This window comes from Verrucosispora sp. ts21, assembly GCF_002879555.1.
Lineage (GTDB): Bacteria > Actinomycetota > Actinomycetes > Mycobacteriales > Micromonosporaceae > Micromonospora > Micromonospora gifhornensis.
The window spans coordinates 1-24946 of the sequence record NZ_PNOZ01000084.1 but is presented as its reverse complement, the minus strand read 5'-3'; the positions used below and the strand labels follow the sequence as shown (position 1 = coordinate 24946).

Genomic DNA, 24946 nt, shown 5'->3' with positions numbered 1-24946 from the left:
TCGGCGGTAATCAGCAGGTGACCGGCGGCTGGAACGCCCAGGTCACCCAGTCGGGGCAGACCGTGACCGCGCGCAACGCCGCGTGGAACGCCGCACTGCCCACCAACGGCACGGCGAGCTTCGGCTTCCAGGCCACCTACTCCGGCACCAACAACCGTCCGAGCGAGTTCCGCCTCAACGGCACGACCTGTCAGATCGGCTGACCGGCGTACCGGCCCAGCCCGTTACCGCATCTGCGGTGCGGGCTGGGCTGCCTTCGTGCGGGCCGGGCGACCGCCGTGCGGCCCGCGTTGCGTGCCGACGGGCGCTGCCAGACTTCCGCAGGCGTGAAGGTGGAGCGCAGTCCGGCGCTGCTGCCGCCGTGATGTCGAACCGGGGGCCGCTGATCCGACCTTCTTGAGAGAACGTCGCAACAGTGCCTGGGCGGAGGAGTGGCGTGAGGTACGTCCTGCTGATCCACAGTGACCCCGACAGCTGGGTACATCCGATGTTCCTGCCGAGCGGCACCGGCGTCGACCTGTGCGATGCCCGGGCCGCGGCCTTCGACCGGCTGCTGCGGGAGATCACGGAGTCGGGCGAACTCATCGCTGCGTCCGCCCTGGCAGACCCGGTGGCCCGCACGCCGCTACGCTGTAGCGGCGACGCTCTGTTGGCGACCGACGACACTATGGGGCCGGCCCGCAGCCACCTGGCGGGCTTCCTGGTCGTGGACGTCGACAGTCCGCAGCGCGCCGTCGAGGTGGCCGCTCGAATACCTGCGGCCGGCGAGGGTCGGGTCGAGATGCGACCGGTGATGGGATTGTCTGGCATGGAAATGTGATCCGTTGCGTTGCGTTGCAGCCGGGTCTCAACCGTGTAGCCGGGTGGCGCGTGCCTCAAGGTAACGGCGCTCCGGCAGGTTCGTCGCGCGTCGCGCCGCCGCTTTGTACGCCGCAAGCGCCGCCCGGCAGTCGCCCGCCAGTTCCAACAGATGCGCGCGTACCGCCAGCAGTCGATGACTGCCCGCGATGCGCTCGTCGGAGTCCAACGTGGCCAGCAGTTCCAGGCCACTGCGCGGGCCGCGTGCCATGGTCGCCGCGACCGCCTTGTTGAGCCGTACCACCGGATTGGGCCAGACCTGCTCGAGCAGGTCGTAGAGGACGAGGATCTGCGGCCAGTCGGTGTCCTCGGCGCGCTCGGCCTCGTCGTGCAGCGCCGCGATCGCCGCCTGCAACTGGTAGGGCCCGATGGGCGCGCTGCTCAACGTCCGCGTCACCAGGCCTACGCCCTCGGCAATCTGGTCCTGATTCCACTTGGACCGGTCCTGGTCGGCGAGCGCGATCAGGGCCCCGTCCGGTCCGGTGCGCGCCGGGCTGCGCGCGTCGGTCAGCAGCATGAGCGCGAGCAGCCCGGCGACCTCGCCGTCGTCGGGAAGCAGCCGGTGGATCTCCCGGGTGAGCCGGATCGCCTCGCGGGTCAGATCGGGGCGTCGCAGATCGGGCCCGGAGGTGGCCGTGTAGCCCTCGTTGAAGATGAGGTAGAGCACGTGACGGACCACCTGAAGCCGCTCGTGCAGATCCGCGCCGGACGGCATCTGGAACGTCGCGCCGGCCGCCTTTATCTGCCGCTTGGCGCGGCTGATCCGCTGGCTCATGGTCGCATCCGGCACCATGAACGCGTTGGCGATCTGGGCCGTCGTGAGGCCGCCGACTGCCCGCAGCGTCAGCGCCATCTGTGCAGGCCGCGACAGCGCCGGATGGCAGCACAGCAACAGCAGGACGAGCGTGTCGTCGCCGTGCGGCAGGTCGTCGCCCGGACCGGCGGCGACGAACTCGTCGCGAGGTGTCAACGCGGCCGAGTTGACCTCCCGCCTATGGCGGGCGGCCTCACTGCGGCGCAGGTCGGTCAGCCGCCGACTGGCCACCGTGATCAGCCACGCCAACGGGAAATCGGGCATGCCCTGCTCCGGCCATTGCACCACGGCCGCGAGCAGCGCTTCCTGCACCGCGTCCTCGCAGGCCTCGAAGTCGCCGTGACGCCGGACGAGAACGCTGAGGACCTGCGGCACGAGACCGCGCAGCAGATCCTGCACGCCTAACTCTCCGTACCCGACAGATCCGCAAGCGGCCGCAGCTCCACCGTGCCGTAGCGCGAGTCGGGCAGCCGGGACGCGATCTCGATCGCCCGCTCCTCGCTCGCGACGTCGATCAGGAAGAACCCGGCCAGATGCTCCTTGGCATCGGCGAACGGGCCATCGGTCACGGTCAGCTGCTCGTCGCGTACGCGCAGCGCCTTGCTCGTGGACGGGGCGTCGAGCGCGGCCGACTCGATCAGCTCACCCGACTGCTCGATCTCCGTCAGCAGCTCGCCGAACTCCTTGAGCAGGGTCGCCTGCGCCTCGGGCTCCACCTGATCACTCTGGTGGAGGAACATCGGGTGCGCCCACTTGGTCGGGTTGCTGTGAATCAGGACGACATACTTCATGGTTCACCCTCGGTGTCCGGCGCCCGCGCGGCGTCTCTCGTAAGGTAAGTCGAAGCGAAGCGGCCGATGTCGACATCCCCGGCAGCTCGCACTCAGGCGGGCCGCAACTGAGCCAGGCTAGAGCATCGCCCGGCGCGGACAACGATGCCACGCGGCTCGATGGACGCTGCTGGCCACGTCGAAATCCAGCCTCCGACACCGACTCACTTGTGAGACGGAGATTCGGATGGAAGGGAAGGCCGTATGAGTCTGCCTACAGTCGTCGACCGGCAGGAATGGCTGGTCGCCCGCAAGACGCTGCTGGCCACCGAGGCCGCGGCGAACGAGGCGCGGCGCGCCGCCACCGCGGAGCGGCAGCGACTTCCCATGGTCCGCGTGGACAAGAAGTATTTCTTCGAGGGGCCGCAGGGCACCGTGAGCCTGGCCGACATGTTCGAAGGTCGACGCCAGTTGATCGTCTACCACATGATGTTCGACCCGGCCTGGGAAGAAGGCTGCCGCTTCTGCTCCTTGCTGATGGACAACGTCGGCCACCCCGCCCATCTGCACGCACGCGACACGACCTTCGCCATCGTGTCCCGGGCACCCTTGGCCAAGCTGCTGCGGCACCGCGAGCGCATGGGTTGGCCGCTGCCGTGGTACTCGTCGTTCGACTCGGACTTCAACTACGACTTCCACGTCACCCTCGATGAGGCGGTCGCCCCGGTCGAATACAACTACAAGGACAAGGCCACCCTGATTGCCGAGGGAATGGACTTCTTCACCGAGGGCGAGCAGGGCGCAGTGAGCGTCTTCCTGCGCGACGGCGAAGACGTCTACCACACCTACTCGTCCTATGGGTGGGAGAACGACATCCTGCACAACACCTTCAACTACCTGGACCTCACGCCGCTGGGCCGGCAGACGGAGGGGCCCGGCAGCGTGGCGATCCGCTTCCATGACCGGTACCCGAGCTGATCCGCCAACTTGGCAGACGTGCTCATCCCGGTCGCGCCAGTCGGTCTTCGGCTCGCGGCGCAGCTAGTGTCCTGCGTCAGAAACTCGCCTACAAAATCGGGCGAGTGATCGACGGGGGTCGACCCGGCCGCTGCTTGTCGATCAGCCCATCGCGGCGCTCGGCCTTCACCGCGGCGACCTCCTGATCGAGCAGAACCGGCCGGCGAGGACGGCGATCTCCGCCGGTGGCTCCTCGTCGAGCGGCCAGGAGATGGTCTTGCCGCCGTCGATTACGTCGGCGATGGCCGGCTGAGCCGGCTCGGGCGCTTCGCCACCGAGCAGGCCGGCTACATGCACATCCAGTCGACCTGGCCGCAGACGTTGAGGTACGGGTTGACGAACTCGCCGGTCGGGCAGTTGGCCTGGATCGTGGAGAAGTTCAAGTACTGGACCGACTCGGCGCACCCCGCCGCCCCCGCCCCCGCCGTTCGGCATCGCAGTGTTCCAGCACAACCCGGGCCAGCCGATCCGGCGCTTCGCCGAGCGCGGACTGCCGAACATCTGAGGTCGCAGACGCGGGCGGCAGCCGGCCTGGCACACGGTCGTCAGGTACTGGTCGGAGTGGGTCCAGCACCTCACCGCCGGCAGCCAGTGAGCGGCTCGGCCCTACGCCGAGCCGCCCACCACGGCTGTCCAGCCACGAACCAAAAGCTGAGCTACGCCAATAGGCCTGGCCCCGCATCACGAAGCAGAGCTCTGAGCAGTGCCTCGTCGTGGTAGGCAGGGTACAAGATCGACGCGAGGCGACGCAGCGCATCCAGGTTGGTGCTGTTCACGGCAAACGGCCCCGACTCGGATGTGAAGCTGAGATCGTCAACGAGGTCCGGCGCCCGCCTCTGTACGACTGACTCTGCCAGAGCTTCCCAGCCGTGACCGTTGCCTTCGGCTCCCGCCTCCTCGAACCTCTCCGCAACCTCTTCCATCTGCCCGTCAGTGAGCATGAGGCAGTAGGTGCCAGGAGCGTGGGGGTACTCCAGCAGCACGAAGGGAGCGAAGGTGGCCGGGGCGTCAAGCATCCACCTGATGCTAGGTGTGGGCAGACCCTAGGCTGACGCCTATGTCGTGGAGCACGCTGTGATCGACTTGGGCGGGCAGAATCACCACCCGGCCGAGTCGGGAACCGGCACCTCTGACCGGCCGATGGCCGGCTGGAAGATGACCCTGCACCTCGTCTCTGCGTTGGCGGTCGGGGTTGTGCTTGGCGGTTTCGGTGTCAGCGAGCTGCGCGACTCGCGTGATCTGCGGGAGCGGAACGCAGTGGTCGCGCTCGTGGCCTTACCTCAGTCGGCCAACTTCGGAGGCTCGGCCGCCCAGGGATCGGTCCAACTGTCTGGGCAGTTGTTGTTGATCAACGCTGGTCCCGCGCCGATCACGGTTCGGGAGGTTCAGGCAGAGAGGCCGGGCTTCACGGTACGCAGCACAGGACAACCCCGGCTGTTACCCCCTGGCGGCACAGGTCAGCTCCTGGTCGAGCTGCGGTTCGAGTGCTCGGTCGCAATCCAGCCGGAGCCGTTGTCGCTACGGCTCTCGGTGGAGACCGATGACAGGCAAGTCAGAGAGGTCACCCACCCCGTCGCTCTCGTGGGAAGCGCCTGGGAACGTGATGCTCAGAGCATGTGTGAGCTGCACACAGCCAGGGCGGGCATAGTTTCGTAGCGGCAAACGACAAAGCGGATCTCGGTGTACGGGCCGCCCTCCGTACCCAGGGTCGCCGCCACCAAGATGCCGTCTTCGTCCAGCAACCCCGTACAGCTTCGACCTGCTCGCCGGTCAGAGTCGTCTCGGCCTCGGCGATGGACGGGTGGGCCGTGACCTCATGTTGAGGTCTGCGACCTACTGGGCCTACCAAGCTGTTGACCTGCGGTGGTGAGGGTGCGCCCGGCAGGATTCGAACCTGCGGCCTTGGGATTAGAAGTCCCCTGCTCTATCCGCTGAGCTACGGGCGCGCCGTGGTATCGCGCGAGAAGGGTACCGCCGCCCTGTCGTCGCGCGGCGGAATGGGTGGCCGGGTCAGCGTTGCACGCGTCGTGGCGGCGTGCACCCGGTTACTCGTGGCTGCCGGCGGTGTTCAGGCGGTCGCGTCGGCCTGCTCGGGGTCGTCCGCCTTGCGGTCGCCGGGCGCTGGGGGGAGCGGGTCGGGCGCGGGCGGGTCGGTCGGCGTCGGTCCGGCACCGAGGAAGGCGTCGGCCCAGCGTCCGACCTCGGCGAACACCTTTTCGCGTACGGCGGGGCCGGAGAGCGTCAGGTCGTGCAGGCCGCCGTCGAAGCGGGCCAGGGTGATGTGCGGGCCGAGGCGGGGTGCCCAGCGGACCATGTGTTCGACGTCGAGTACGGCGTCGGCGAGGGTGGCCGACTCGTGCCACTTGGTGCTGCGGAACGAGCGGGTCGAGCAGGCGAGCAGCACCGGCACCTGGATGTCGAGTCCGGCCCGCAGGCGGCGTTGGCCGGTGCGGATGGCGTCGATCCAGCCGGCCCGCACGGGGAACCCGGCGAGCGGCTTCCAGGCCAGGTTGTACGTCCATTCGCCGCGATGGTCGGCGTGGAGGCTCTCGCCGTACACGGTGCCCAGGCTGAACGGGAGGACGCGCTGCGGCGCCCGGCGGCCCAGGCGCGCGACGGCGGCCGCGAGGGGTCGACGCACCAGCCAGGGGGCGTTGAGGTCGAAGAAGGGGCTGTTGAGGACGATGCCGTCGACCAGGCCGGCGTCGCGGCGGTCGTGTGCCCAGAGCGAGACGATCAGGCCGCCGGTGGAGTGGCCCATGGCCAGTACGGTGTCGTGCCCGTCCTCGGTGCGGATGATCTCGGCGGCGGCGTCCAGTTCGGGGAAGTAGTCGCCGAGGTCGCAGCAGAAGTTGGGGGTCTGGTGCGGTAGCAGGCTGCGGCCGTACTTGCGCAGGTCGAGGGCGTAGAAGTCCCAGCCTCGGGCGGCGAAGAAGTCCGCCACGTGGGTCTGGAAGAAGTAGTCGACGAAGCCGTGCACGTACAGCACGGCCCGTCGGCTCGGGCGCTCGGCCCGGCGGCGGACCAGGGTCGCGACCACCGGTCCCTCGTCGTCGCTGCCCAGGTCGATCGTGTGCCGCTCGTACGGCGGGCCCAACAGATCCGGTTCCACGATGCCGACGGTACGCCGACCGCCCTACCGGGTGGTAGCCCCGCCCGCGCCCTGACGGACGGGGCTCACCTCGGCTCAGTCGCCGTGGGCCTCGCGGCCGGTCGGCAAGCCGATCACCTCTCATGGTCTGGTCGCGTCGCCGGCCGGACCCGGCCGGCGGCACGTTCACCCGTCGTCGGTCGTCGCGCCGGTGCCGGCCAGTTCCTCGGCCTCGGCCGGCGTGTCCTGGCCGGGCGGCGGGGCGACCCGCAGGTGCTTGTTGTTGCGCGGCTCCTGCCGGGTCTTCGCGTCGTTGATCTTGCGGCGCAGGTCGTCCCGGACGTCGTTGAGCGCGGCGCGCAGATCCTGCTCGGACGAGGTGGTGACGATCTTCTCCCAGCCCGCGATCCGGCACTCCAGGGTGACCCGCTGGCCCTTGGCTTCCCGGTCCTTGATCGAAAGTTCGAGGTCGGTCGCGTCGGCGTCAAAGGTGGCCAGGCGGGCGTCGAGGGTGGCGAACTGCTCGACGATCCAGTTCCGGTCGGCCTGCGAGAAGCCGGCGTTGAGCCGGAGGCACTTCGCCACAGTAGCCGGGTTGGTGCTCATCGCCGCACCTCACCAGGGACATGGGCGGAACGGCTGACGGTCGTCCTCATGATCGCTGACCTTTCGTCGACATCGCGGTCGGGGAGATCACTACCCCGCCGGAAGTCATCCGGAACGTTGTTGTGCCTCGATCATTGCCCCGTCGGGCGGGCGGGTGACAGGGCCGACTGGCCTACCACACCGGGACCTTGATCAGGCACTTTTCCACAGGCGCCTGCTCTGTCCACAGATCGGTCGCGCGGGGCTGCCCGAGGACGGGCGTCGGCGCAGGCTCGGTGGCGAGTCGGCTCACAGTGAGCCCCCGACCCCCGCTGGAGGGGCGATGTTCGACACCTATGTCACGATCGTCGGCAACGTGCTGACCGCGCCGGAGTGGCGTCGTACGACCCAGAGCAACACCCTGGTGGCCAACTTCAAGGTCGCCTCCACCGCCCGCCGCCTCGACCGGGACCGCGGCCGGTGGGTGGACGGCAACAGCCTGCGCGTACGGGTGAACTGCTGGCGCAAGCTCGCCGAAGGGGTGGCCGCCTCGGTGATGGTCGGCGACCCGGTGGTCGTCTGCGGGCGGCTCTACACCCGCGACTGGACCGACGAGGCGGGCAACCACCGCACCCTGTACGAGTTGGAGGCGGTCGCCGTCGGTCACGACCTGTCCCGAGGGCGCGGCCGCTTCCTGCGTAACCGGCCGAGCCTGAGCACAAGTGCCGTCTCCGACAACGAGGCCGAGCAGCGGGTGCACGGCGAACCGACCGAGCCGGTGCCGGACTCCGAGGCACCGGCCCGACCCGACCTCGGCGGGCTCGACGACGAGTTCGAGCTGCCCGACCTGGGTTCCGACGAGTACGCCGCCGGCCCGGGCACGCGGCCCGGCAGCGGGGCGTACCGGCAGGTGGGCGGGGACGAGCCCTTCCCGTCCGACCCGTTCGACGGCGGGGAGCCGGCGGAGACCTCCGACGAGTTGGCCCCGCTCGACGCCGAGGCCGCCGGGTCGAACTCTGACGGGTCGAACGCGGGCGGATCGGACGCGGGCGGATCGGACGCGGGTGGGTCGGCCGCTGCCGGGTCGGCGGCGGGCCGGTTCGAGGGTGGCGAAGCTGCGGTCGAGTCGCTGGGGCGTCCGGAGGAATCGGGGGCGGGCGCCGAGGTGACCGGACGCGGACGACGCGGCCGTGGGCGGCAGCCGCAGCCGGTGTGACCGACTGCCCGGTGCCGGCGGCCGGTCGGTCCTCGGGCTGCCCGGGGCGGCGGCAGGCTGGTTCTCGGGCTGCCCGGGGGCGGCTGCCGGTCGGTCCTCGGGCTGTCCGGGGGCGGCGGCCGGCTGGTCCTCGCGGACCCTGCTGGGATGCCGGCAGGGCCGCGCTGGATCGAGCCGGTCGACGTGCCGGGCTCGGCTAGGCTGCCGGCCGGAGGTGGTGTGGTGCAGCACGCGGGTGCGGTGGCGAACGCGGTAGGACTTGTCGCCGGATATGCGCTCGACGCGCTGCTCGGCGACCCTCGACGCGGGCATCCGGTCGCTGGCTTCGGCCGGGCCGCCGCCGCCCTGGAACGCCGCCTCTACCGGCCCGACCGGCTGGCCGGCGCTGCCTTCACCGCGCTCGCCGTGGGCGCGCCGGTGCTCGTCGGGGCGGCGGCCGCGTTCGCCACCCGACGCTGGCCGGTGGCCCGCGCGACGCTTGTCGCCGCCGGCACATGGGCGGTGCTCGGCGGTCGCAGCCTGCGCCATGAGGCGAAGGCGATGGGTCGCGAACTGCGCTCCGGTGACGTGCCGGCCGCCCGGCACCGGCTCGGCAACCTCTGCGGGCGCGACCCGTCGACGCTTGACGAGCCGGAGCTGGCGCGGGCCACCGTCGAGTCCGTCGCGGAGAACACCTCGGATGCCGTGGTGGCCCCGCTGGTCTGGGGCGCGGTGGCCGGGCTGCCGGGGCTGCTCGGCTACCGGGCGGCGAACACCCTGGACGCGATGGTCGGGCACCGTAACGCCCGCTATGGCCGGTTCGGTACGCCGGCCGCCCGCCTGGACGACCTGCTCAACCTGGTGCCGGCACGGTTGACCGGCCTGCTGACCGTCGCCCTCGCTCCGGTCGGGCACGGCGACCGGGAGCAGGCCTGGCGGGTGTGGCGGCGGGACCGCGCCGACCACCCGAGCCCCAACGCCGGGCAGTGCGAGGCGGCGATGGCCGGGGCGCTTGGCGTACGGCTGGGCGGACGCAATGTCTACTTCGGCCGCTCCGAGGCGCGTCCGTTCCTCGGTGACGGGCCACGTCCCGAGGCACGCCACCTGTCCCGGGCTGCCCGGATCTCCGGTGCGGTCGGGCTGGCGGCACTCGGGCTCGCCGCCGTCTACCCGTTGACCGTCGGCCGCATGACCGCAGCAGTCGCCCGCCGGACCATCGGGACTGGTGCCCTCATCGCCACCCGGTCGACACCCGCCCGGTCGACACCCGCCCGGTCGACACCCGCCCGGTCGACACCCGCCCGGTCGATCGCCGCACGATTGACGCGTGACCGCTCCGGGGCGGCGGGAACGGGCGCGGTCGGGTCGGGTGCTGTCGCGGCCGGGCGCGAGCGATGACCGGGGGTCTGCTGGTCGCCGGGACGACCTCGGATGCCGGCAAGAGCGTGCTGACCGCCGGCATCTGCCGGTGGCTGCACCGCCAGGGCGTCAAGGTCGCACCGTTCAAGGCACAGAACATGTCGAACAACTCGGCAGTCGTCGTCGGTCCGGACGGCCGGGGCGGTGAGATCGGGCGGGCGCAGGCGATGCAGGCGGCGGCCTGCGGGCTCGCCCCGGATCTGCGGTTCAACCCGGTGCTGCTCAAGCCGGGTAGCGATCTGTCCAGCCAGGTGGTGCTGTTGGGTGAGGCGGTCGACACGATGACCGCCGACACGTTCGCGTCGCTGCGTCCCCGGCTGGCCGAGACCGCCTACGCCGCGCTGAGCGAGCTGCGCTCGGCGTACGACGTGGTGGTCTGTGAGGGGGCCGGCAGTCCCGCGGAGATCAACCTGCGCGACGGCGACTACGTCAACATGGGCCTGGCCCGGCAGGCCGGGCTGCCGACGATCGTGGTCGGCGACATCGACCGGGGCGGAGTGTTCGCCGCCATGTTCGGCACCCTGGCCCTGCTCGACCCCGCCGACCAGGCGTTGATCGCCGGTTTCGTGGTCAACAAGTTCCGCGGTGACCGTGGGCTGCTCGAACCGGGGCTGGCGATGCTGGGCCAGCTCACCGGACGTCCGACGTACGGGGTCCTGCCCTGGGCGGTGGACCTGTGGTTGGACGCCGAGGATTCGCTCGCCTACGGCCGGGTGCTCGGCCGACCCGCCGCCCCGCACGGCACCGAGTGGCTCGACGTCGCCGTGGTGCGGCTGCCCCGGGTCTCCAACGCCACCGACGTCGAGGCGCTCGCGACCGAGCCCGGGGTACGAGTGCGGCTGACCGTCGAGCCGGCCGAGTTGGCCGCCGCCGACCTGATCGTGCTGCCCGGCTCCAAATCGACAGTGGCGGACCTGGCCTGGCTGCGGGAGACCGGCCTCGCCGACGTGGTCACCGCGCACGTCGCGGCGGGCCGCCCGCTGCTGGGCATCTGCGGCGGTTTCCAGATGCTCGCCCGGGCCATCCACGACCCGGTGGAGAGCCGACGCGGCACCGTGCCCGGCCTCGACCTGCTCCCCATCGAGATCACCTTCGACCCGCGCAAGACGGTTCGGGCGGTGGCCGGCACCTGCGCCGACGACCTGCCGGTACGCGGATACGAGATCCACCACGGGTACGTCTCGGCCGCCGAGCCGACGCTGACCCCGTTGCTGCGCTACCTCGACGGGGCAGGGGAGGGTGCGGTCCACGGGGTGGTGCACGGCACCCACTGGCACGGTGCCTTCGAGTCCGACGAGTTCCGTCGCTGGTTCCTCACCCGGGTGTCGCGCCTCGCCGGGCGTACCGGCTTCCGGGTCGCCCCGGACACCTCGTTTGCCGGTGCCCGGGAATGCACCCTCGACCTGCTGGGGGACCTGGTCGAGGAGCATCTCGACACAACCGCCCTGTGGCGGCTGATCGAGTCCGGCCCGCCGAACGACCTTCCGTTCGTCCCGCCCGGAGCCTTGCCGGTCTGACGGGGGCGCCGGCAGCCGTGACAAGATCTTGGCGTGACGTTTCCCAGCCGTTGGCCACGGCGTGCCGTTGCGCTGCTGCCCGCGCTGTTCGGCACCCTGCTTGCCGGTTGCGCCGGCGCCGGCACCTCGTCGGAACTGGCCGCCCCGCAGTCGCCCGCGGCGACCTATCAACTGGTGGACGAGCTGTGCGCGGCACTCGACCCGCAGCCGTTGATCGATCTGTACGGCGGCACCACGGCCACTCGGGACTGGCCGCGGCAGCCGGACAATCAGGCGCGTAAGTGCGCGCTCGGGGTCATGCAGCAGGATCCGACCGTGCTGCACGACCTCACCGTCTTCATGATGATCGCCGATTCCCCGCAGGACGCCCAGGAAGCCATCCCCTCGCAACCGACCCGGCAGATCCTCGGCACCTGGCATGAACTGCCGCTACTCGGTGACGGTGCCTGGATCTGGCTCATGCCGGTCGAGAAGGGAGAGGTCCCCGAGGTCGACGGACCGATGGCGGGCCGGCGGGCGAAAGTGCACGTGGCGCGCGGTGACGCGTACGTCATGCTCGAACTCTTCACGGCCGGACCTGAGGCGCCCGGAGATGCCGAGATGGAGGCGCTGATGGTCGGGTACGCGGAGGAGACGTTGACGCTGATGAAGGCCTGAACGGTCCGTCCAACGCACGGCCGGACCGGTCAGAGGCGTACGTCCGCCGGCCGATCGGAGAAGGGGAGGCCCGCGGCGCGCCAGGCGTCCACGCCGCCGATCATGTCGGTCGCCCGGTGCAGGCCGAGGGCGCGCAGGCTGGCGGCGGCGAGGCTGGAGCTGTAGCCCTGGCGGCACACCACGACGACCTCGATGTCGTAGCCGGTGGCTTCGGGGATGCGCCAGTCGCTTGCCGGATCGAGCCGCCACTCCAACACCGTCCGATCGATCACCAGGACGCCGGGCAGGTCACCCTGCTCCCGTCGCTGCATGTCGGTACGGGTGTCGATCACGAGCGCGCCGCGGGCGGCGGCCTGCACCGTTTCCTGCGGGGTCAACCGGGTCATGCCCGCGCGGGCCTGCTCCAGCAACGCCTCGACGCCGGGACTCATCACGGAATGGGACACGACCCGATCGTGCCTTCTGGCCTGCCGGTTCACGGCCGGAAGCGGTGTGGGACAACACGAACGGTAACGTCCGTGCCCGTGGTTGCGGTCTTTGCGGCGTACGCCGAACTGGCGCGCCGGGTGCTGCGGCGGCCCTCGCGGTTGGGGCGTACCCGGTTGGTGGCGGTCGACGGTCCCAGCGGTGCGGGCAAGACGGCCTTCGCGGCGCGGCTGGCCGACGCCTTCGCCGCCACCGACGTGGGTCGTCCGCCGGTGGTGCACACCGACGATCTGCTCGATGGATGGGACGACCAGCTCACCTTCTGGCGTCGCCTGGAGTCGTCGGTGCTGGCACCGGTGCGTGCCGGCCAGGCTGGCGCCTACCAGCGGTACAGCTGGGTGCGGCGGGCGTTCCTGCCCAACCCGGTGCCGGTGCCGGCAGCGCCGGTGCTGATCGTGGAGGGGGTCAGCGCGGCCCGTGCCGAGGCGGCGGCCGACCTGAGCCTGGCGGTCTTCGTCACCGCGCCGCAGCCGCTGCGGCTGACCAGGGCGGTGACCCGTGACGGTCCGTCAATCCTGCCCGAGCTGCGCCGGTGGCACCTCGGCGAGCAGGAGCACTTCCGCACCGACGGTACGCAGGCCCGGGCCGACCTGGTCGTCGACGGCGCACCCACGCTGCCGCACGACGCCGACCGCTACTACCTGCGAATGGCGGTGGACTGAGCTGCGGTTCAGGTCGAGCGGCACCGGATGCGGCGATGTGGCCGTCGGGGTCGGGTAAGGCCGGAATACGATGCCGGTCATGACCACACCGATCATGACGGAGGCCGAGCTGCGGGCCGCTGTGCAGCGGGAACTGCCTGGTGTACGGGCCGACCTGGAGCGCCTGGTTCGGATCCCCGGCATCGCCTTCGAAGGCTTCGACCACACGCACGTGGAACGCTCCGCCGAAGCGGTGGCCGAACTGTTGCGCGGCTGCGGACTCGACGTGGAGATCGTGCGGGCCGGTGGGCAGCCCGCAGTGATCGGGCGCAGGGCCGCGCCAGCCGGCGCGCCGACGGTCATGCTCTACGCCCACCACGACGTGCAGCCGGTCGGCGACCGGGCGCTGTGGCAGTCCGACCCGTTCGAGCCGGTCGAGCGGGACGGCCGGCTGTACGGGCGGGGTGCCGCCGACGACAAGGCCGGCATCATGGCGCACATCGCCGCGCTGCGCGCCTTCGGCGATCGGCTTCCGGTCGGGGTGGTGCTGTTCATCGAGGGCGAGGAGGAGTACGGCTCCGAGTCGCTTGAGCGGTTGCTCGCCGCGCACCGCGACATGATCGCCTCGGACGTGATCGTGGTCGCCGACTCGACGAACTGGGACATCGGCGTGCCGGGGCTGACCACCTCGCTGCGCGGCCTGGTCAACCTCTTCGTCGAGGTACGCACCCTGGAGCAGGCCGTGCACAGTGGCATGTTCGGCGGGCCGGTGCCGGACGCCCTGACCACCCTGGTCCGGCTGCTGGCCACCCTGCACGACGACGCCGGCGACGTCGCGGTCGACGGGTTGACCCAGGGCGTAGGCGCCACCGTCGACTACCCCGAGGAGCGGTTCCGTGCCGAGGCGGGCGTGCTGGAGGGGGTGCAGTTGATCGGTACCGGCCGGATCACCGACCGGATCTGGACCAAGCCGGCGCTCGCCGTCCTCGGCATCGACGCCCCGGCCACCGGCGAGGCGCCCAACGCGTTGGTGCCGACCGCCAAGGCCAAGCTGAGCGTACGGCTGGCGCCGGGCGACGACCCGACCAAGGCGTACGCGGCGCTGCGTGAACACCTGCACCGGCACGCCCCCTGGGGCGCGCAGGTCGAGGTGAGCTTCGAGCACGACGGGGCGCCGTGTGTCATCGACTCGTCCGGCCCGATGTTCGACGCCGCCCGGTCGGCCTTCCGGGCGGCCTGGGACGGCACCGACGCGGTGGACATCGGCCTCGGCGGCTCGATCCCGTTCATCGCCACTCTGCGGGAGATGTTCCCGCAGGCGGCGATCCTGGTGACCGGTGTGGAGGATCCGCACGCCCGGGCGCACGGGCCGAACGAGAGCCTGCACCTGGGCGAGTTCGCCCGGGTCTGCCTGGCCGAGGCGTTGCTGCTGGCCAAGGTGGCCGAGGTGGGTCGCGGCTGAACCCGTAACTTCGCACGAATGGTGGCCGTTTCCGGTGTGTCGGACGCGGGGCTGTTGTAGCCTCTCGAACATGCGTACGAACGAGGAGATGGCCCGCCTGGGGGCCGCCGTCAGCGCTCTGGGAGACATCGACGTCTCCGCGTGGCCCGAGGACACGCTCAAGGAACAGCTCGCGGAGCTTTCCGCCGCCCTGGTCGCCCTGGACGCGTCGCTGTCCCGCATCGCCGAGGGGGTCCGCGCCCGCGGCCTGCGCGTGGAGGAACCGGTCCCGGCCTGAGGCCGACGCTCCCGAGTCGACGCCCGGCCAACGGCGGCGCTCGCGAATGGCGGCGGTGCGGTGAACGGCGTGCGTTGTCGGAGGTGGCTGGCAGGATTGGGGCGTGCGATTCCTCGACCTGGCTGCCACCTCCGCAGCCGTCGGCGCGACCAGCGGCCGGCGGGCGAAGGTCGAGCTGCTCGCCGAGGCGTTGCGCCGGCTCGATCCGGTCGAGATCGCCGCAGGAGCCGGCTGGCTCGCCGGTGAGCTGCGCCAGCGGCAGACCGGCGTCGGTTGGGCCGGCTTGCGTGACCTGCCGCCACCGGCGGCGGAGCCGACCCTGACCGTCGGTGCGGTCGACGCGGCCATCGACGCGATCGCCGCGGTGCACGGCAGCGGATCACAGGCCCGTCGCCGTGCCCTGGTGCACAGCCTCTACGCGGCGGCGACCGCCGACGAGCAGCGGCTGCTCACCGGGTTGTTCCTCGGCGAGCTGCGCCACGGCGCTCAGGCGGGGCTGCTCGCCGACGCGATCGCCCGCGCCGCCGGGGTGCCGGTCGCCGCCGTACGCCGGGCGTTGCTGCTCGCCGGTGACCTGCGTGAGGTGGCGGTGGCCGCGCTCGCCGGTGGCGCTGCCGCCCTGGCCGGGTTCGGGCTGCGGGTCGGGCGGCCACTCGCGCCGATGCTGGCCCAGAGCGCCTCCTCGGTCGACGAGGCGTTGGCCGCCACGGGCACCCCCGCCGTGGTCGACGTCAAGCTCGACGGCATCCGCATCCAGGTGCACCGCAGCGGGTCGGACATCGCCGTGTTCACCCGCAGCCTGGACGACATCACCGCCCGGGTGCCCGAGGTGGTCGCCGCGGTGCGGGCCCTGCCGGCGCGGGAGCTGGTCCTCGACGGCGAGGCCATCGGCCTGGACGAGACGGGCCGACCCCTGCCTTTCCAGCAGACCTCCAGCGCCGCCGCCCGGCGCGGCGGATCAGCCGGTGCCCGGTCCACGGACGGACCGACCGCTGCCGCGCCGGTCGCCCCGGCGGTGCGGGCCGCCGCCGCGAGCACCGGCACGACGGTGCTCACGCCGTACTTCTTCGACCTGCTGCATCTGGACGGCACGGATCTGATCGACGCGCCGGGCCGCGAGCGGTGGGCGGTGCTGCGCGGCACGGTCGACGCCGGGTTGCTGGTGGGGCGGATGGAGGTGGACGAGCCGCAGCGGGCCGGCGAGGCGTTCGCCGCCGCGCTCGACGCCGGCCAGGAAGGTGTCGTGGTCAAGGCACCCGACGCGCCGTACGAAGCGGGCCGGCGCGGCGCAGCGTGGATCAAGGTCAAGCCTCGGCACACCCTGGACCTGGTCGTGCTCGCCGTCGAGTGGGGCAGCGGCCGGCGCACCGGCTGGCTGTCCAACCTGCACCTGGGGGCGCGTGATCCGCGCACCGGCGAGTTCGTGATGTTGGGCAAGACCTTCAAGGGGCTCACCGACGAGCTGCTGCGCTGGCAGACCGAACGCTTCCTTGGCCTGGCGGTGGAGCGGGGCGACTGGGTGGTGCGGGTCCGCCCCGAGCAGGTGGTGGAGATCGCCTTCGACGGCGTGCAGACCAGTTCGCGCTATCCCGGCGGGGTGGCGCTGCGCTTCGCGCGGGTCGTGCGGTACCGCGAGGACAAGTCCGCCGCCGAGGCCGACACGATCGACACCGTCCGTGCCATCCACGCCGGCCGCCCACCGGCCGCGCCGTCACCGTAGCGGCGGGCCGTCGCCCCAAGCGGGCCGTCGGCTCAGCGGCCGGGCCGTCGGGTCAGCGGCGGTCAGGCGGGGAGGAGCGGCGGGGGTCAGGCGGGGGAGGGGTCGGCGGCGCGGTCGCGGGGCCGGTCGTCGGTCACCCCGGCCAGGCGGCGGGCCTCCCGGCGGGCGATCCAGCCGAAGCCGAACACGGTCATCGCCCCGAAGATCCACCACTGTACGACGTAGCCGAGGTTCTGCCAGTTGTTGGCGTGCCCCACCGGCACCGCCTTGAACACCGGATCGGCGGCCGGCGTCTGCTCGTCGAGCAGCACGTACCCCCCGTGCAGCGGGTACGGCAGTTGAGGGGCGAGCTGGGGCAGCGAGATCCGACGGCTTTCCAGTTGGCCGTCGCGGCGGGACACCTTGGCGTCGCCGCTTTCGCTCGCGCGTACCCGGCCCTCGACTGTCACTTCGCCTGCCGGGGTGGCCGGCATCTCCGGCTGGGCCAGCGCGCCACCCGGGGCCGGCGGAATCCAACCCCGGTCCACAAGTACGGCCGTGCCGTCGGTAAGCACCAGCGGGGTGAGTACCTCGAAGCCGACCTTGGTGTCGACCGTACGACCCCGGACGAACACGGTGTTGTCGGTGTCGTACCGGCCGGTCAGGGTGACCCGGGTGAAGGTCCGCTCCTCGGCCGGTGGTGGTCCGATCGTGCCGGGACCGCCGGTCGGCGCGGCGAGCGCCTCGCGCAGCGGCACCGCCGCCATCCGCAGGCCGGCGTCGATCCGTTCGTTGATCGCGGTACGCCCCTGGTAACGGTCCAGCTGCCAGTTGCCCAGCAGCACCATCACCGTGGCAGCGACCAGAGTCAGCGCGAGGATGCCCAGCCAGCGCGGCGTCAGCAGGAACCGGTACACGCCACGAGGCTACCCGGTGGGTCGTCGCCCCCGTGCCGCGCCGCCGGCTGTGGTGGCGCAGCGTACCCGGGCGGTGGGCGGGGCGTGGGCCGGCCGGGACGCCGGAATGGGAGGGGTACCGGCCGGTGCGTGCCAGTAGTCCGGTTCGGCTATCGTCACGCGGGCGGAGCGCGCCGGCCCCTCGGCACGCTCGTCCGTTCGCGAGGAGTCGATGATGACCGTCGTGCCGCGTCTGGTGCTCAGCGCCCCCTCGTCCGGGCACGGCAAGAACGCAGTGGCGATCGGCCTGCTCGCCGCGTTCGCCGAACAGGGGCTCGACGCGGCCGGCTTCAAGATCGGCCCGGATCAGGTCGACGCGGCGTACCTCGGCCTGGCCTGCGGCCGTCCCGGGCGCAGTCTGGACGCGCGGCTGGTCGGCTCCGAACGGCTCGCCCCGTTGCTGCTGCACGGTGCCGCCGACGCCGACCTCGCGGTCGTGCAGGGCAGCATGGGCCTCTACGACAGTCTCAGTGGCCGGGGCGACACCGAATCCACTGCCGCGGTGGCCACCGCGCTGCGCAGCCCGGTCGTGCTGGTGGTCGACGTCGCCGCGATGGGGCAGTCGGTGGCGGCGCTGGTGCACGGGTTCCGGGCGTACGACGAGCAGCTGTGGATCGGTGGGGTGATCCTCAACCGGGTCGCCTCCTCGCGGCACGAGGCGTTGCTGCGCGAGGCGCTCGACGACATCGGCGTACCTGTCTACGGCGCGCTGCGCCGGCAGGACCTCCCACCGGTGCTGCCGTCCCGACGGCACGCAGTGGTGCCGGTGGTCACCGGTGCCGGCGAGGCCACCCGGGCGGTCCGGCGGCTCGGCGAGGCGGTGGCCGCCACCGTCGACCTGGAACGACTGCTCGGCCTGGCCCGCTCCGCCCCGGCGCTGGGCATGCCGGCCTGGTCACCGCAGCCGGCGGCGGCCGGCGACGCGGCGGCCCCGGATCGGCCACGCCCGGTCATCGCGGTGGCCGGCGGACCCGCTGGCACCTTCAGCCACGTCGAGACCGTCGAGTTGCTGCGGGCGGCGGGGGCGGACGTGGTGACGGTGAACCCGTTCACCGACGAGGCGCTGCCGGCCGGTACCCGGGCGCTTGTGGTCGGGGGTGCCCTGCCCGAGTCGTACGTCGAGCAGCTCTCCGCCAACCGGCGGCTCTGCATCGCGGTCGCCGAGCTGGCTCGTACCGGCCGCCCGGTGGTGGCCGAGGGGGCCGGTCTGCTCTGGCTGGCCCGGGAGGTGGACGGCCTGCCCATGTGTGGCGTGCTCGACGCCATCGGCAGCCTCCGCGACGGACTGGTGGTCGGTTACCGGGAGGCGACCGCCCAGAGCGACAGTGTGATCGCGGTTCGCGGTGAGGTGGTCGTCGGGCACAAGGAGCACCAGGGGGTGCTCTCCCCGCGAGGTGGCCAACGTCCGGCCTGGAGTTGGGCAGGTGGTGCCCCGGAGGGGTTCGTCTGGCGTGGCGTGCACGCCTCTCAGCTGGTGCCGCACTGGGCCGCGTATCCGCACCTGGCGACCCGGTTGGTGGCCGCCGCGGCCGCCGACCCCGACGCCGCCCCGAACGCTGCGCCGGCCGTTGTGCTCGGCCCGTCCGCCGGGAGCGGGTCACCCGGCGCCCCGAGCGGCTCGGACGGCCCGGCGTCCGAGACGGACGCCGGGCCGGTGGTCAGCCGACTATCCGGTCCGACGGTGGAATGAAGTCCCGCACCGGTTTGCCCTTGAGTGCGTCGCGGAGCGTGTTCGCGACCGCCGCGATCGGGATCTGCGACTGGCCGTCGCCCACCGCGTTGAACGGATTGTCGGGGTCGGAGATGAAGCTCGCCGCCGCCAGTTCCGGGGTGTAACCGACGAACCAGGCCGACCGGGTGCTGTCCGTGGTACCGGTCTTGCCGGCCACCGGGCGACCCACCGTGCCTCGTACGCTGTCCGCGGTCGACCAGCCGCCGCAGCCACCCTTGGCCGGGGTGTCACCGGTCGGGCAGCGGGCGGCATCGGTGGCGGCCCGGGCGGCGTCCGCGCTGACCACCTGGCGGCAGCGGGGCTTGGCGATCTCCCTTTCGATGCCGCCGGGGGTCTTGAAGGTCGCCGGGGTGCCGTCCCGGTTGTAGATCGCGGACACCGGCATCGCCTCGCAGTACCGCCCGTCGGCGGCGACGGCGGCGTACGCGTTGGCCATCTCCAGCGGGGTGGCGTCGGAGACGCCAAGCGTGAACGCACCCCACTTGTTGGCCTTCGACGGCGAGGCGTGGTCCCGGTCCACGTCGGTACGCCAGCGCAGCCCCAACTGCTCGGCGAGCCGGACCGCCCGCTCCGCGCCGACCTGTTCCTCCAGCCAGACGAAGTAGGTGTTCACCGACTTGCCGAAACCGGACCACATGGTCTGCATGCCGCTCATCGCGCCGCTGGCGTTCGACGGCTGCCACCCGTCGTAGATCTCCGACCGGTACGAGTGTGGTGCGTTGAAGGTGGTGTTCAGGGTCATGCCGGCGTCCAACGCGGCAAGCATGGGGAACATCTTGAACGTCGATCCGGCCTGGTAGCCGGGCAGGTCGCCGCCGCCCATCAGGGGTGCCACCGTGTTCGGGTAGTTGGCCCGCACGTTCGGCCCCGCCTCCGGGTTGGAGCTGAGCGGGTTCTCGTTGACCTGAAGCGAGTAGGTGCGGTTCACCGCCATCGCCTTGATCCGCCCGGTGCCCGGCTCGGCGACCACGATGCCGTTGGCGAACGGGCTGCCGGTGTTGCCCTTGGTGCCGACGTTGTCCTCGGCCGCCGCCTGGATCTTCGGGTCCATGCTGAGCACGATCCGGTAGCCGCCGCGCCGCAGCTTGTCCAGCCGTTCCAGCCGGTTGTCGCCGAAGGCCGGCTGCGCACTCCACCAGTTCTTCAGGTAGTCGCAGAGGAAGCCCCAGCTGTTCCAGCTCTCCGGCACGGAGGCGCAGTCGTTCGGCGGATAGGTCAGCCGCAGCCGGATCGGCTCGGTCTTCGCCGCCGCGACCGAGTCGGGCGACAGGTAGCCGAGCCGGGCCATGTTGTCCAGCACGTAGTTGCGTCGTGCGGTGGCCTCCTTCTGGTCCGAGCTGGCCGGGTCGTACTGCGAGGGCGACTTCACCAGGCCGGCAAGGGTGGCCGCCTCGACGGGCGTGAGTTCCTTCGGGGTCTTGGAGAAGAAGATCTCGCTGGCGGCGTAGATGCCGTACGCCCGGTGCCCGAAGTACGCCGAGTTGAGGTAGCGCTCGAGGATGTCCTCCTTGCTCATCTCCTTCTCCAGGTCGACCGCCATCCGCATCTCCTTGACCTTGCGGACCGGGGTCTGCGCGGTGGCCTCCTGCACCTCCTTCGGGGTGCTCGCGCTGTCCCGCAGCGCCATCCGCACGTACTGCATCGTCAGGGTCGAGGCGCCCTGGGAGACGCCGCTGGATTTGGCGTTGGCCACGAAGGCCCGGGCGACGCCCTTCGGGTCGACGCCGTGGTGCCGGTAGAAGCGGTTGTCCTCGGCCGACACGATCGCCTGCTGCATGTGCGGAGAGATGTCCGACAGCTTGGTGTACTGCCGGTACTCCTCGAAGAACATGGTCAGCATGGTCTTGCCGTCGGGCGCGTAGAGGTAGGAGGTCTCGGCGGGCAGGGCGGTGGCCAGCAGTCGGGTCTTGCTCTCCACGGCGTGCGCGGTGGCCTTGGCGCCGACGCCGGTCAGGGCGACCACGGGGTACGCCACGGCGGCGACGATGATGCCGGCGATCAGCCCGGCACGGAGGAGAGGAACGAAACGACCAGCGGCAGCAAGGGGTCGGTTGCTCACACCCTTAAGTTATGACATTTCCGAATCATCCATGAGAAATACTCATGAAGTGATCGGTGGTGATGCGGCCCACCCCCCGCGCTGCTGTCACCCGTGCCGCGTTCCCGGCAGGATCGCGGACATGCACGCACCGCTGACCCCGGCGACCCGGTCGCACCCGCCGACCGCCGAGCCGGATCTCACCCATCACGGTGACGCGGAGGTGGGCGCGGGGCTGGTCGACCTCGCCGTCAACGTACGGCGTGCACCGATGCCGGACTGGCTGGCCGAACCGATCACGGCGTCACTCGCCGACCTGGCCGCGTACCCGGACCCGGAATCCGCGCGAGCCGCCGTTGCCGCCCGACACGGTCGGCCACCGGCCGAGGTGCTGCTGACCGCCGGGGCCGCCGAAGGGTTCGTACTGCTCGCCCAGGCGCTGCGCGGCATCCGCCGGCCGGTGGTGGTCCACCCGCAGTTCACCGAGCCGGAGGCCGCGCTGCGGGCGGCCGGGCACCACGTGCAGCGGGTGCTGCTCGACCCGGCGGACGACTTCCGCCTGCACCCGGAGCGGGTCCCCGCCGACGCCGACCTGGTCATGATCGGCAACCCGACCAACCCCACCTCGGTGCTGCATCCCGCCGCCGACCTGGCCACCCTGGCCCGGCCAGGGCGCGTGCTCGTGGTCGACGAGGCGTTCGCCGACACCACCGCCGCTCCCGGCCAGCCAGGTGAGCCCGAATCCCTGGCGGCCCGTCGGGACCTGCCCGGACTGGTGGTCGTCCGCAGCCTCACCAAGACCTGGGGGCTGGCCGGACTGCGGATCGGCTACCTGCTCGGCGAGGCGGCGCTGCTGCGCCGGCTGGCGGCCGTACAGCCACTCTGGGCGGTCTCCACGCCGGCCCTGGCCGCCGCGACCGCCTGCGCCGGCCCCACCGCGGTGCAGGCCGAGCGCGCCATCGCCGCGCAACTCGCCGCCGACCGCGACCACCTGGTCGCCGGCCTGTCGGCCCTGCCCGGGGTACGCGTCGTCGGGCGTCCGGCCAGCGCGTTCGTCCTGATCCACCGGCCGGGCGCGGACCGGATCCGCGCCGCGCTACGCGAGCATGGTTGGGCGGTACGCCGCGGCGACACCTTCCCCGGCCTCGGCCCGGACTGGCTGCGGATCGCGGTGCGGGACCGGGCCTGCACCGACGCGTTCATCAAGGTGTTGGCGGAGATTCTGGAGGCATGATGCTGGAGACCACGATCGCGGCGATCGGCCGGCTCGACGAGGCGGCGATGAGCACGGCGCGGCAGTTGCAGACCCGGCTGACCAAGCCCGCCGGCTCGCTCGGCCTCCTGGAGGAGCTGTCCGTACGCCTCGCCGGCCTGGCCGGCACCTGCCCGCCACCGCTGCCGAGCCCGGCGGCCGTGGCCATCTTCGCCGGTGACCACGGCGTACACGCCCAGCGGGTGACCCCCTGGCCGCAGGAGGTCACCGTCCAGATGGTCGGCAACTTCCTGGCCGGCGGCGCGGTGGTCAACGCGTTCGCCCGGCAGGCCGGTGCCACGGTGACCGTGGTCGACGTCGGCGTGGCCACCCCCCTGCCCACCCCCGACGATCACCCGCCGACGGGCGACGCTCGCGTCGCTGCACCGGGCGGCGTCAGCCCCGGCCGCGTCGACGTGCCGGGTGGGGTCGACCACGGCCGCGTCGACGTGCCGCGGCTGGTCGACGCCAACGTCCGGCGGGGCAGCCGGGACATGACCGTCACCGCCGCGCTCACCCGTGACGAGGCGAGGTCCGCCGTCGAGGTCGGCATCCGCATCGCCGGGGAACTGATCGACGGCGGGGCGGCCCTGCTGGTCACCGGCGATATGGGGATCGCCAACACCACCCCGGCCGCCGCGCTGATCGCCGCGTTCACCGGAGTCGACGCCGCCGAGGCGACCGGCCGGGGCACCGGCGTGGACGACCCGACCTACCAGCACAAGATCGAAGTAGTCCGGGCGGCGCTGCTGCGCCACACACCCGACCCGACAGACCCGCTCGGAGTGCTGGCCGCCGTGGGCGGACTGGAACACGCCGCGCTGACCGGGCTGCTCCTCGGCGCCGCCGCGCGTCGCGTACCGGTGCTGCTGGACGGGGTGATCGCGGTCTCCGCCGCGCTGGCCGCCGCGGCCTTCGCCCCCGACGCGGTCGGCGCGATGATCGCCGGTCACCGCTCCGCCGAGCCCGGCGCCACCGTCGCACTGCGGCAACTCGGCCTCACCCCGCTTATCGACCTGGGCCTGCGGCTCGGCGAGGGCACCGGCGCGCTGCTCGCCCTGCCCGTGGTCACCGGCGCGGTCCGGGTGCTGCACGAGGTGGCCACCTTCGACTCCGCCGGGGTGGCGGAGAAGTGACGAGTCCGTACCCTCTCGGACTCCGGCTGGCCGGCCGACGGGTCGTCGTGGTGGGCGGGGGAGCAGTGGCCACCCGGCGGGTACCCGCGCTGCTCGACGCGGGCGCGGACGTGCTGCTGGTGGCCCCGGAGATCAGCCCGGCACTGCAGGCCCACGCCGACGCGGGCCGACTGCGCTGGATACCGCGCCGGTTCGCCCCTGACGACCTGGACGACGCCTGGCTCGTCCACGTTGCGATCGACGACCCGGCCGCCGCGGCCACCGTCAGCGCCGCCGCGGAACAGCGCCGCATCTTCTGCGTACGCGCCGACGATCGCGAGGCGGCGACCGCCTGGACCCCGGCAGTGACCCGGCACGGCCCGGTCACCGTGGCCGTCCTCGGCGGCGGCGACCCCCGCCGCGCGATGACCGTCCGCGACGCCATCCGCACCCTCCTGCGTGAAAGGAAGGGCACCCTGTTAACGCCTGCGGTAGAGCAGGGGGCCCCTATTAACACTCCGACCGGCTCACCCGGCCGAGTCGCACTGGTAGGTGCCGGACCGGGCGACCCGGAACTCATCACGGTCCGTGGTTGGCGGCTGCTCACCGAGGCCGACGTGGTGGTCGCCGACCGGCTGGTGCCCGGCCTGCTCCTCGACGAACTGCGTACCGGCGTGGAACTGGTGGACGCCTCGAAGATCCCGTACGGCCCGTCCCGCACCCAGGAAGAGATCAACCGGATCCTGGTCGACCGGGCGCAGGCCGGTGCCTTCGTGGTGCGCCTCAAGGGCGGTGACCCGTACGTCTTCGGACGCGGCGGTGAAGAGTTGCTGGCCTGCGCGGCAGCCGGCGTACCGGTGACCGTGGTGCCCGGCGTCACCAGCTCCATCGCCGCCCCGGCGGCGGCCGGTATCCCGGTCACCCATCGAGCGGTGGCGCACGAGTTCACCGTGGTCTCCGGCCACGTCGCACCCGACTCGGCGGCCTCGCTGGTGCGCTGGGACGCGCTCGCCGCGCTGCGCGGCACACTGGTGATCCTGATGGGGCTGAAGAACCTGCCGGCGATCACCGCCACCCTGCTGCGGCACGGTCGCCCGGCGGACACTCCTGCGGCTGTGGTCCAGGAGGCCACCACCGGGGCGCAGCGGATCCTCCGCTCCACGCTCGCTGAGGTGGCCGAGGATGTGGCGGCTGCGGGGGTACGTCCGCCGGCGGTTGTGGTGGTGGGGGATGTGGTCGGGGTTCTTCCCAGCCTTTGATCGTGCCCGGTCTGGCTCTGTGGGGGTGGTTGCGGTGGGGGCTGGGGCGACCGTGCCCGGCTTCGGGCGGTCAGGCTTGATCCCTACGCCGGGCACGGTCGCCCCA

Annotated in this window: 24 protein-coding genes, 1 tRNA gene and 1 pseudogene; 16 read left to right on the top strand and 10 right to left on the bottom strand. The window is 72.0% G+C overall.

Going from position 1 to position 24946, the window contains the following annotated elements:
• Both C1A38_RS26150 and C1A38_RS26145 read left to right on the top strand, forming a co-directional pair.
• Positions 1 to 203 (top strand): cellulose binding domain-containing protein (locus C1A38_RS26150; RefSeq protein ID WP_199180336.1); only part of this gene is annotated, 203 nt, incomplete at its 5' end.
• A 233-nt stretch (positions 204 to 436) separates the two neighbouring features.
• Positions 437 to 820, top strand: coding sequence for a YciI family protein (locus C1A38_RS26145; protein WP_158244943.1), 384 nt, complete (start codon positions 437 to 439; stop codon positions 818 to 820).
• Between the two features lie 27 nt (positions 821 to 847).
• On the opposite strand, the gene C1A38_RS26140 is transcribed toward C1A38_RS26145, so the two are convergent.
• Positions 848 to 2071 carry an RNA polymerase sigma factor gene (locus C1A38_RS26140; protein WP_102660370.1) on the bottom strand — a complete coding sequence of 408 codons (1224 nt, stop codon included), beginning with the start codon at positions 2069 to 2071 and terminating at the stop codon, positions 848 to 850.
• A gap of 2 nt (positions 2072 to 2073) precedes the next feature.
• Positions 2074 to 2463 (bottom strand): YciI family protein, encoded by a 390-nt coding sequence (locus tag C1A38_RS26135; protein WP_102660369.1) that lies wholly within the window; start codon positions 2461 to 2463, stop codon positions 2074 to 2076.
• 243 nt (positions 2464 to 2706) lie between these two features.
• Between C1A38_RS26135 and C1A38_RS26130 the strand changes: the two genes are divergently transcribed.
• On the top strand, positions 2707 to 3420 hold the full coding sequence (locus C1A38_RS26130; protein WP_102660368.1) for a DUF899 domain-containing protein: 714 nt from the start codon (positions 2707 to 2709) through the stop codon (positions 3418 to 3420).
• Between the two features lie 165 nt (positions 3421 to 3585).
• On the opposite strand, the gene C1A38_RS31225 is transcribed toward C1A38_RS26130, so the two are convergent.
• On the bottom strand, positions 3586 to 3756 hold the full coding sequence (locus C1A38_RS31225; protein ID WP_158244942.1) for a hypothetical protein: 171 nt from the start codon (positions 3754 to 3756) through the stop codon (positions 3586 to 3588).
• A gap of 359 nt (positions 3757 to 4115) precedes the next feature.
• Positions 4116 to 4475: an immunity 51 family protein gene (locus C1A38_RS26120; protein WP_102660367.1), complete on the bottom strand. Its 360-nt coding sequence runs from the start codon at positions 4473 to 4475 to the stop codon at positions 4116 to 4118.
• Positions 4476 to 4533: 58 nt separating this feature from the next.
• Here C1A38_RS26120 and C1A38_RS26115 point away from each other — a divergent pair, with 58 nt between their 5' ends.
• Positions 4534 to 5115, top strand: a complete 582-nt coding sequence (locus tag C1A38_RS26115) for a hypothetical protein (protein ID WP_146017634.1) — start codon at positions 4534 to 4536, stop codon at positions 5113 to 5115.
• 217 nt (positions 5116 to 5332) lie between these two features.
• Here the strand turns inward: C1A38_RS26115 and C1A38_RS26110 are convergent.
• From C1A38_RS26110 to C1A38_RS26100, 3 genes are all read right to left on the bottom strand, one after another.
• Positions 5333 to 5405: transfer RNA gene (locus C1A38_RS26110), tRNA-Arg, on the bottom strand.
• Positions 5406 to 5527: 122 nt separating this feature from the next.
• Entirely contained in the window at positions 5528 to 6571 is a 1044-nt protein-coding gene (locus C1A38_RS26105) for an alpha/beta hydrolase (RefSeq protein ID WP_199180335.1), read from the bottom strand.
• A 165-nt stretch (positions 6572 to 6736) separates the two neighbouring features.
• Positions 6737 to 7156, bottom strand: a complete 420-nt coding sequence (locus tag C1A38_RS26100; RefSeq protein ID WP_102660365.1) for an HPF/RaiA family ribosome-associated protein — start codon at positions 7154 to 7156, stop codon at positions 6737 to 6739.
• Between the two features lie 322 nt (positions 7157 to 7478).
• Here C1A38_RS26100 and C1A38_RS26095 point away from each other — a divergent pair, with 322 nt between their 5' ends.
• The 4 genes from C1A38_RS26095 (at position 7479) to C1A38_RS26080 (ending at position 11923) form a co-directional block, all read left to right on the top strand.
• Positions 7479 to 8351, top strand: a complete 873-nt coding sequence (locus C1A38_RS26095) for a single-stranded DNA-binding protein (protein WP_102660364.1) — start codon at positions 7479 to 7481, stop codon at positions 8349 to 8351.
• A gap of 147 nt (positions 8352 to 8498) precedes the next feature.
• On the top strand, positions 8499 to 9728 hold the full coding sequence (locus C1A38_RS26090; RefSeq protein ID WP_502696956.1) for a cobalamin biosynthesis protein: 1230 nt from the start codon (positions 8499 to 8501) through the stop codon (positions 9726 to 9728).
• A complete protein-coding gene (locus tag C1A38_RS26085; protein ID WP_102660362.1) occupies positions 9725 to 11266 on the top strand; it encodes a cobyric acid synthase in 1542 nt (513 codons plus the stop codon). The genes C1A38_RS26090 and C1A38_RS26085 overlap by 4 nt, the downstream gene beginning before the upstream one ends.
• A gap of 33 nt (positions 11267 to 11299) precedes the next feature.
• On the top strand, positions 11300 to 11923 hold the full coding sequence (locus tag C1A38_RS26080) for a hypothetical protein (protein WP_102660361.1): 624 nt from the start codon (positions 11300 to 11302) through the stop codon (positions 11921 to 11923).
• A 29-nt stretch (positions 11924 to 11952) separates the two neighbouring features.
• On the opposite strand, the gene C1A38_RS26075 is transcribed toward C1A38_RS26080, so the two are convergent.
• Positions 11953 to 12354: a rhodanese-like domain-containing protein gene (locus C1A38_RS26075; RefSeq protein ID WP_102660360.1), complete on the bottom strand. Its 402-nt coding sequence runs from the start codon at positions 12352 to 12354 to the stop codon at positions 11953 to 11955.
• A gap of 6 nt (positions 12355 to 12360) precedes the next feature.
• Here C1A38_RS26075 and C1A38_RS26070 point away from each other — a divergent pair.
• The 4 genes and pseudogenes from C1A38_RS26070 to C1A38_RS26055 all read left to right on the top strand — a co-directional run.
• Positions 12361 to 13167 (top strand): annotated as a pseudogene (locus tag C1A38_RS26070) (uridine kinase family protein); the annotation flags it as partial.
• Positions 13166 to 14512, top strand: a complete 1347-nt coding sequence (locus tag C1A38_RS26065) for a dipeptidase (RefSeq protein ID WP_199180337.1) — start codon at positions 13166 to 13168, stop codon at positions 14510 to 14512. The pseudogene C1A38_RS26070 and the gene C1A38_RS26065, both read left to right, overlap by 2 nt.
• 70 nt (positions 14513 to 14582) lie before the next feature.
• A complete protein-coding gene (locus C1A38_RS26060) occupies positions 14583 to 14789 on the top strand; it encodes a hypothetical protein (RefSeq protein WP_043721739.1) in 207 nt (68 codons plus the stop codon).
• A 103-nt stretch (positions 14790 to 14892) separates the two neighbouring features.
• Positions 14893 to 16509 (top strand): ATP-dependent DNA ligase, encoded by a 1617-nt coding sequence (locus C1A38_RS26055; RefSeq protein WP_102660358.1) that lies wholly within the window; start codon positions 14893 to 14895, stop codon positions 16507 to 16509.
• Between the two features lie 86 nt (positions 16510 to 16595).
• On the opposite strand, the gene C1A38_RS26050 is transcribed toward C1A38_RS26055, so the two are convergent.
• On the bottom strand, positions 16596 to 17405 hold the full coding sequence (locus C1A38_RS26050) for an SURF1 family cytochrome oxidase biogenesis protein (protein WP_102660357.1): 810 nt from the start codon (positions 17403 to 17405) through the stop codon (positions 16596 to 16598).
• 214 nt (positions 17406 to 17619) lie between these two features.
• Here C1A38_RS26050 and C1A38_RS26045 point away from each other — a divergent pair, with 214 nt between their 5' ends.
• Entirely contained in the window at positions 17620 to 19134 is a 1515-nt protein-coding gene (locus C1A38_RS26045) for a cobyrinic acid a,c-diamide synthase CobB (RefSeq protein WP_102660356.1), read from the top strand.
• On the opposite strand, the gene C1A38_RS26040 is transcribed toward C1A38_RS26045, so the two are convergent.
• The gene (locus C1A38_RS26040) at positions 19103 to 21235 is read right to left on the bottom strand and encodes a transglycosylase domain-containing protein (protein ID WP_102660355.1); all 2133 of its coding nucleotides are present in this window, start codon (positions 21233 to 21235) and stop codon (positions 19103 to 19105) included. The two genes, C1A38_RS26045 and C1A38_RS26040, sit on opposite strands and share 32 nt — an antisense overlap.
• 121 nt (positions 21236 to 21356) lie before the next feature.
• Between C1A38_RS26040 and cobC the strand changes: the two genes are divergently transcribed.
• Genes cobC through cobA form a run of 3 tightly spaced genes read left to right on the top strand, consistent with a single transcriptional unit; the run spans position 21357 to position 24840 of the window.
• Complete coding sequence (gene cobC / locus C1A38_RS26035) at positions 21357 to 22448, top strand: Rv2231c family histidinol phosphate aminotransferase CobC (protein ID WP_102660354.1); 1092 nt, start codon at positions 21357 to 21359, stop codon at positions 22446 to 22448.
• On the top strand, positions 22448 to 23602 hold the full coding sequence (locus C1A38_RS26030) for a nicotinate-nucleotide--dimethylbenzimidazole phosphoribosyltransferase (protein WP_102660372.1): 1155 nt from the start codon (positions 22448 to 22450) through the stop codon (positions 23600 to 23602). Before cobC ends, C1A38_RS26030 begins: the two co-directional genes overlap by 1 nt.
• A complete protein-coding gene (cobA, locus tag C1A38_RS26025; protein ID WP_102660353.1) occupies positions 23599 to 24840 on the top strand; it encodes a uroporphyrinogen-III C-methyltransferase in 1242 nt (413 codons plus the stop codon). The genes C1A38_RS26030 and cobA overlap by 4 nt, the downstream gene beginning before the upstream one ends.
• Positions 24841 to 24946: the final 106 nt, after the last annotated feature.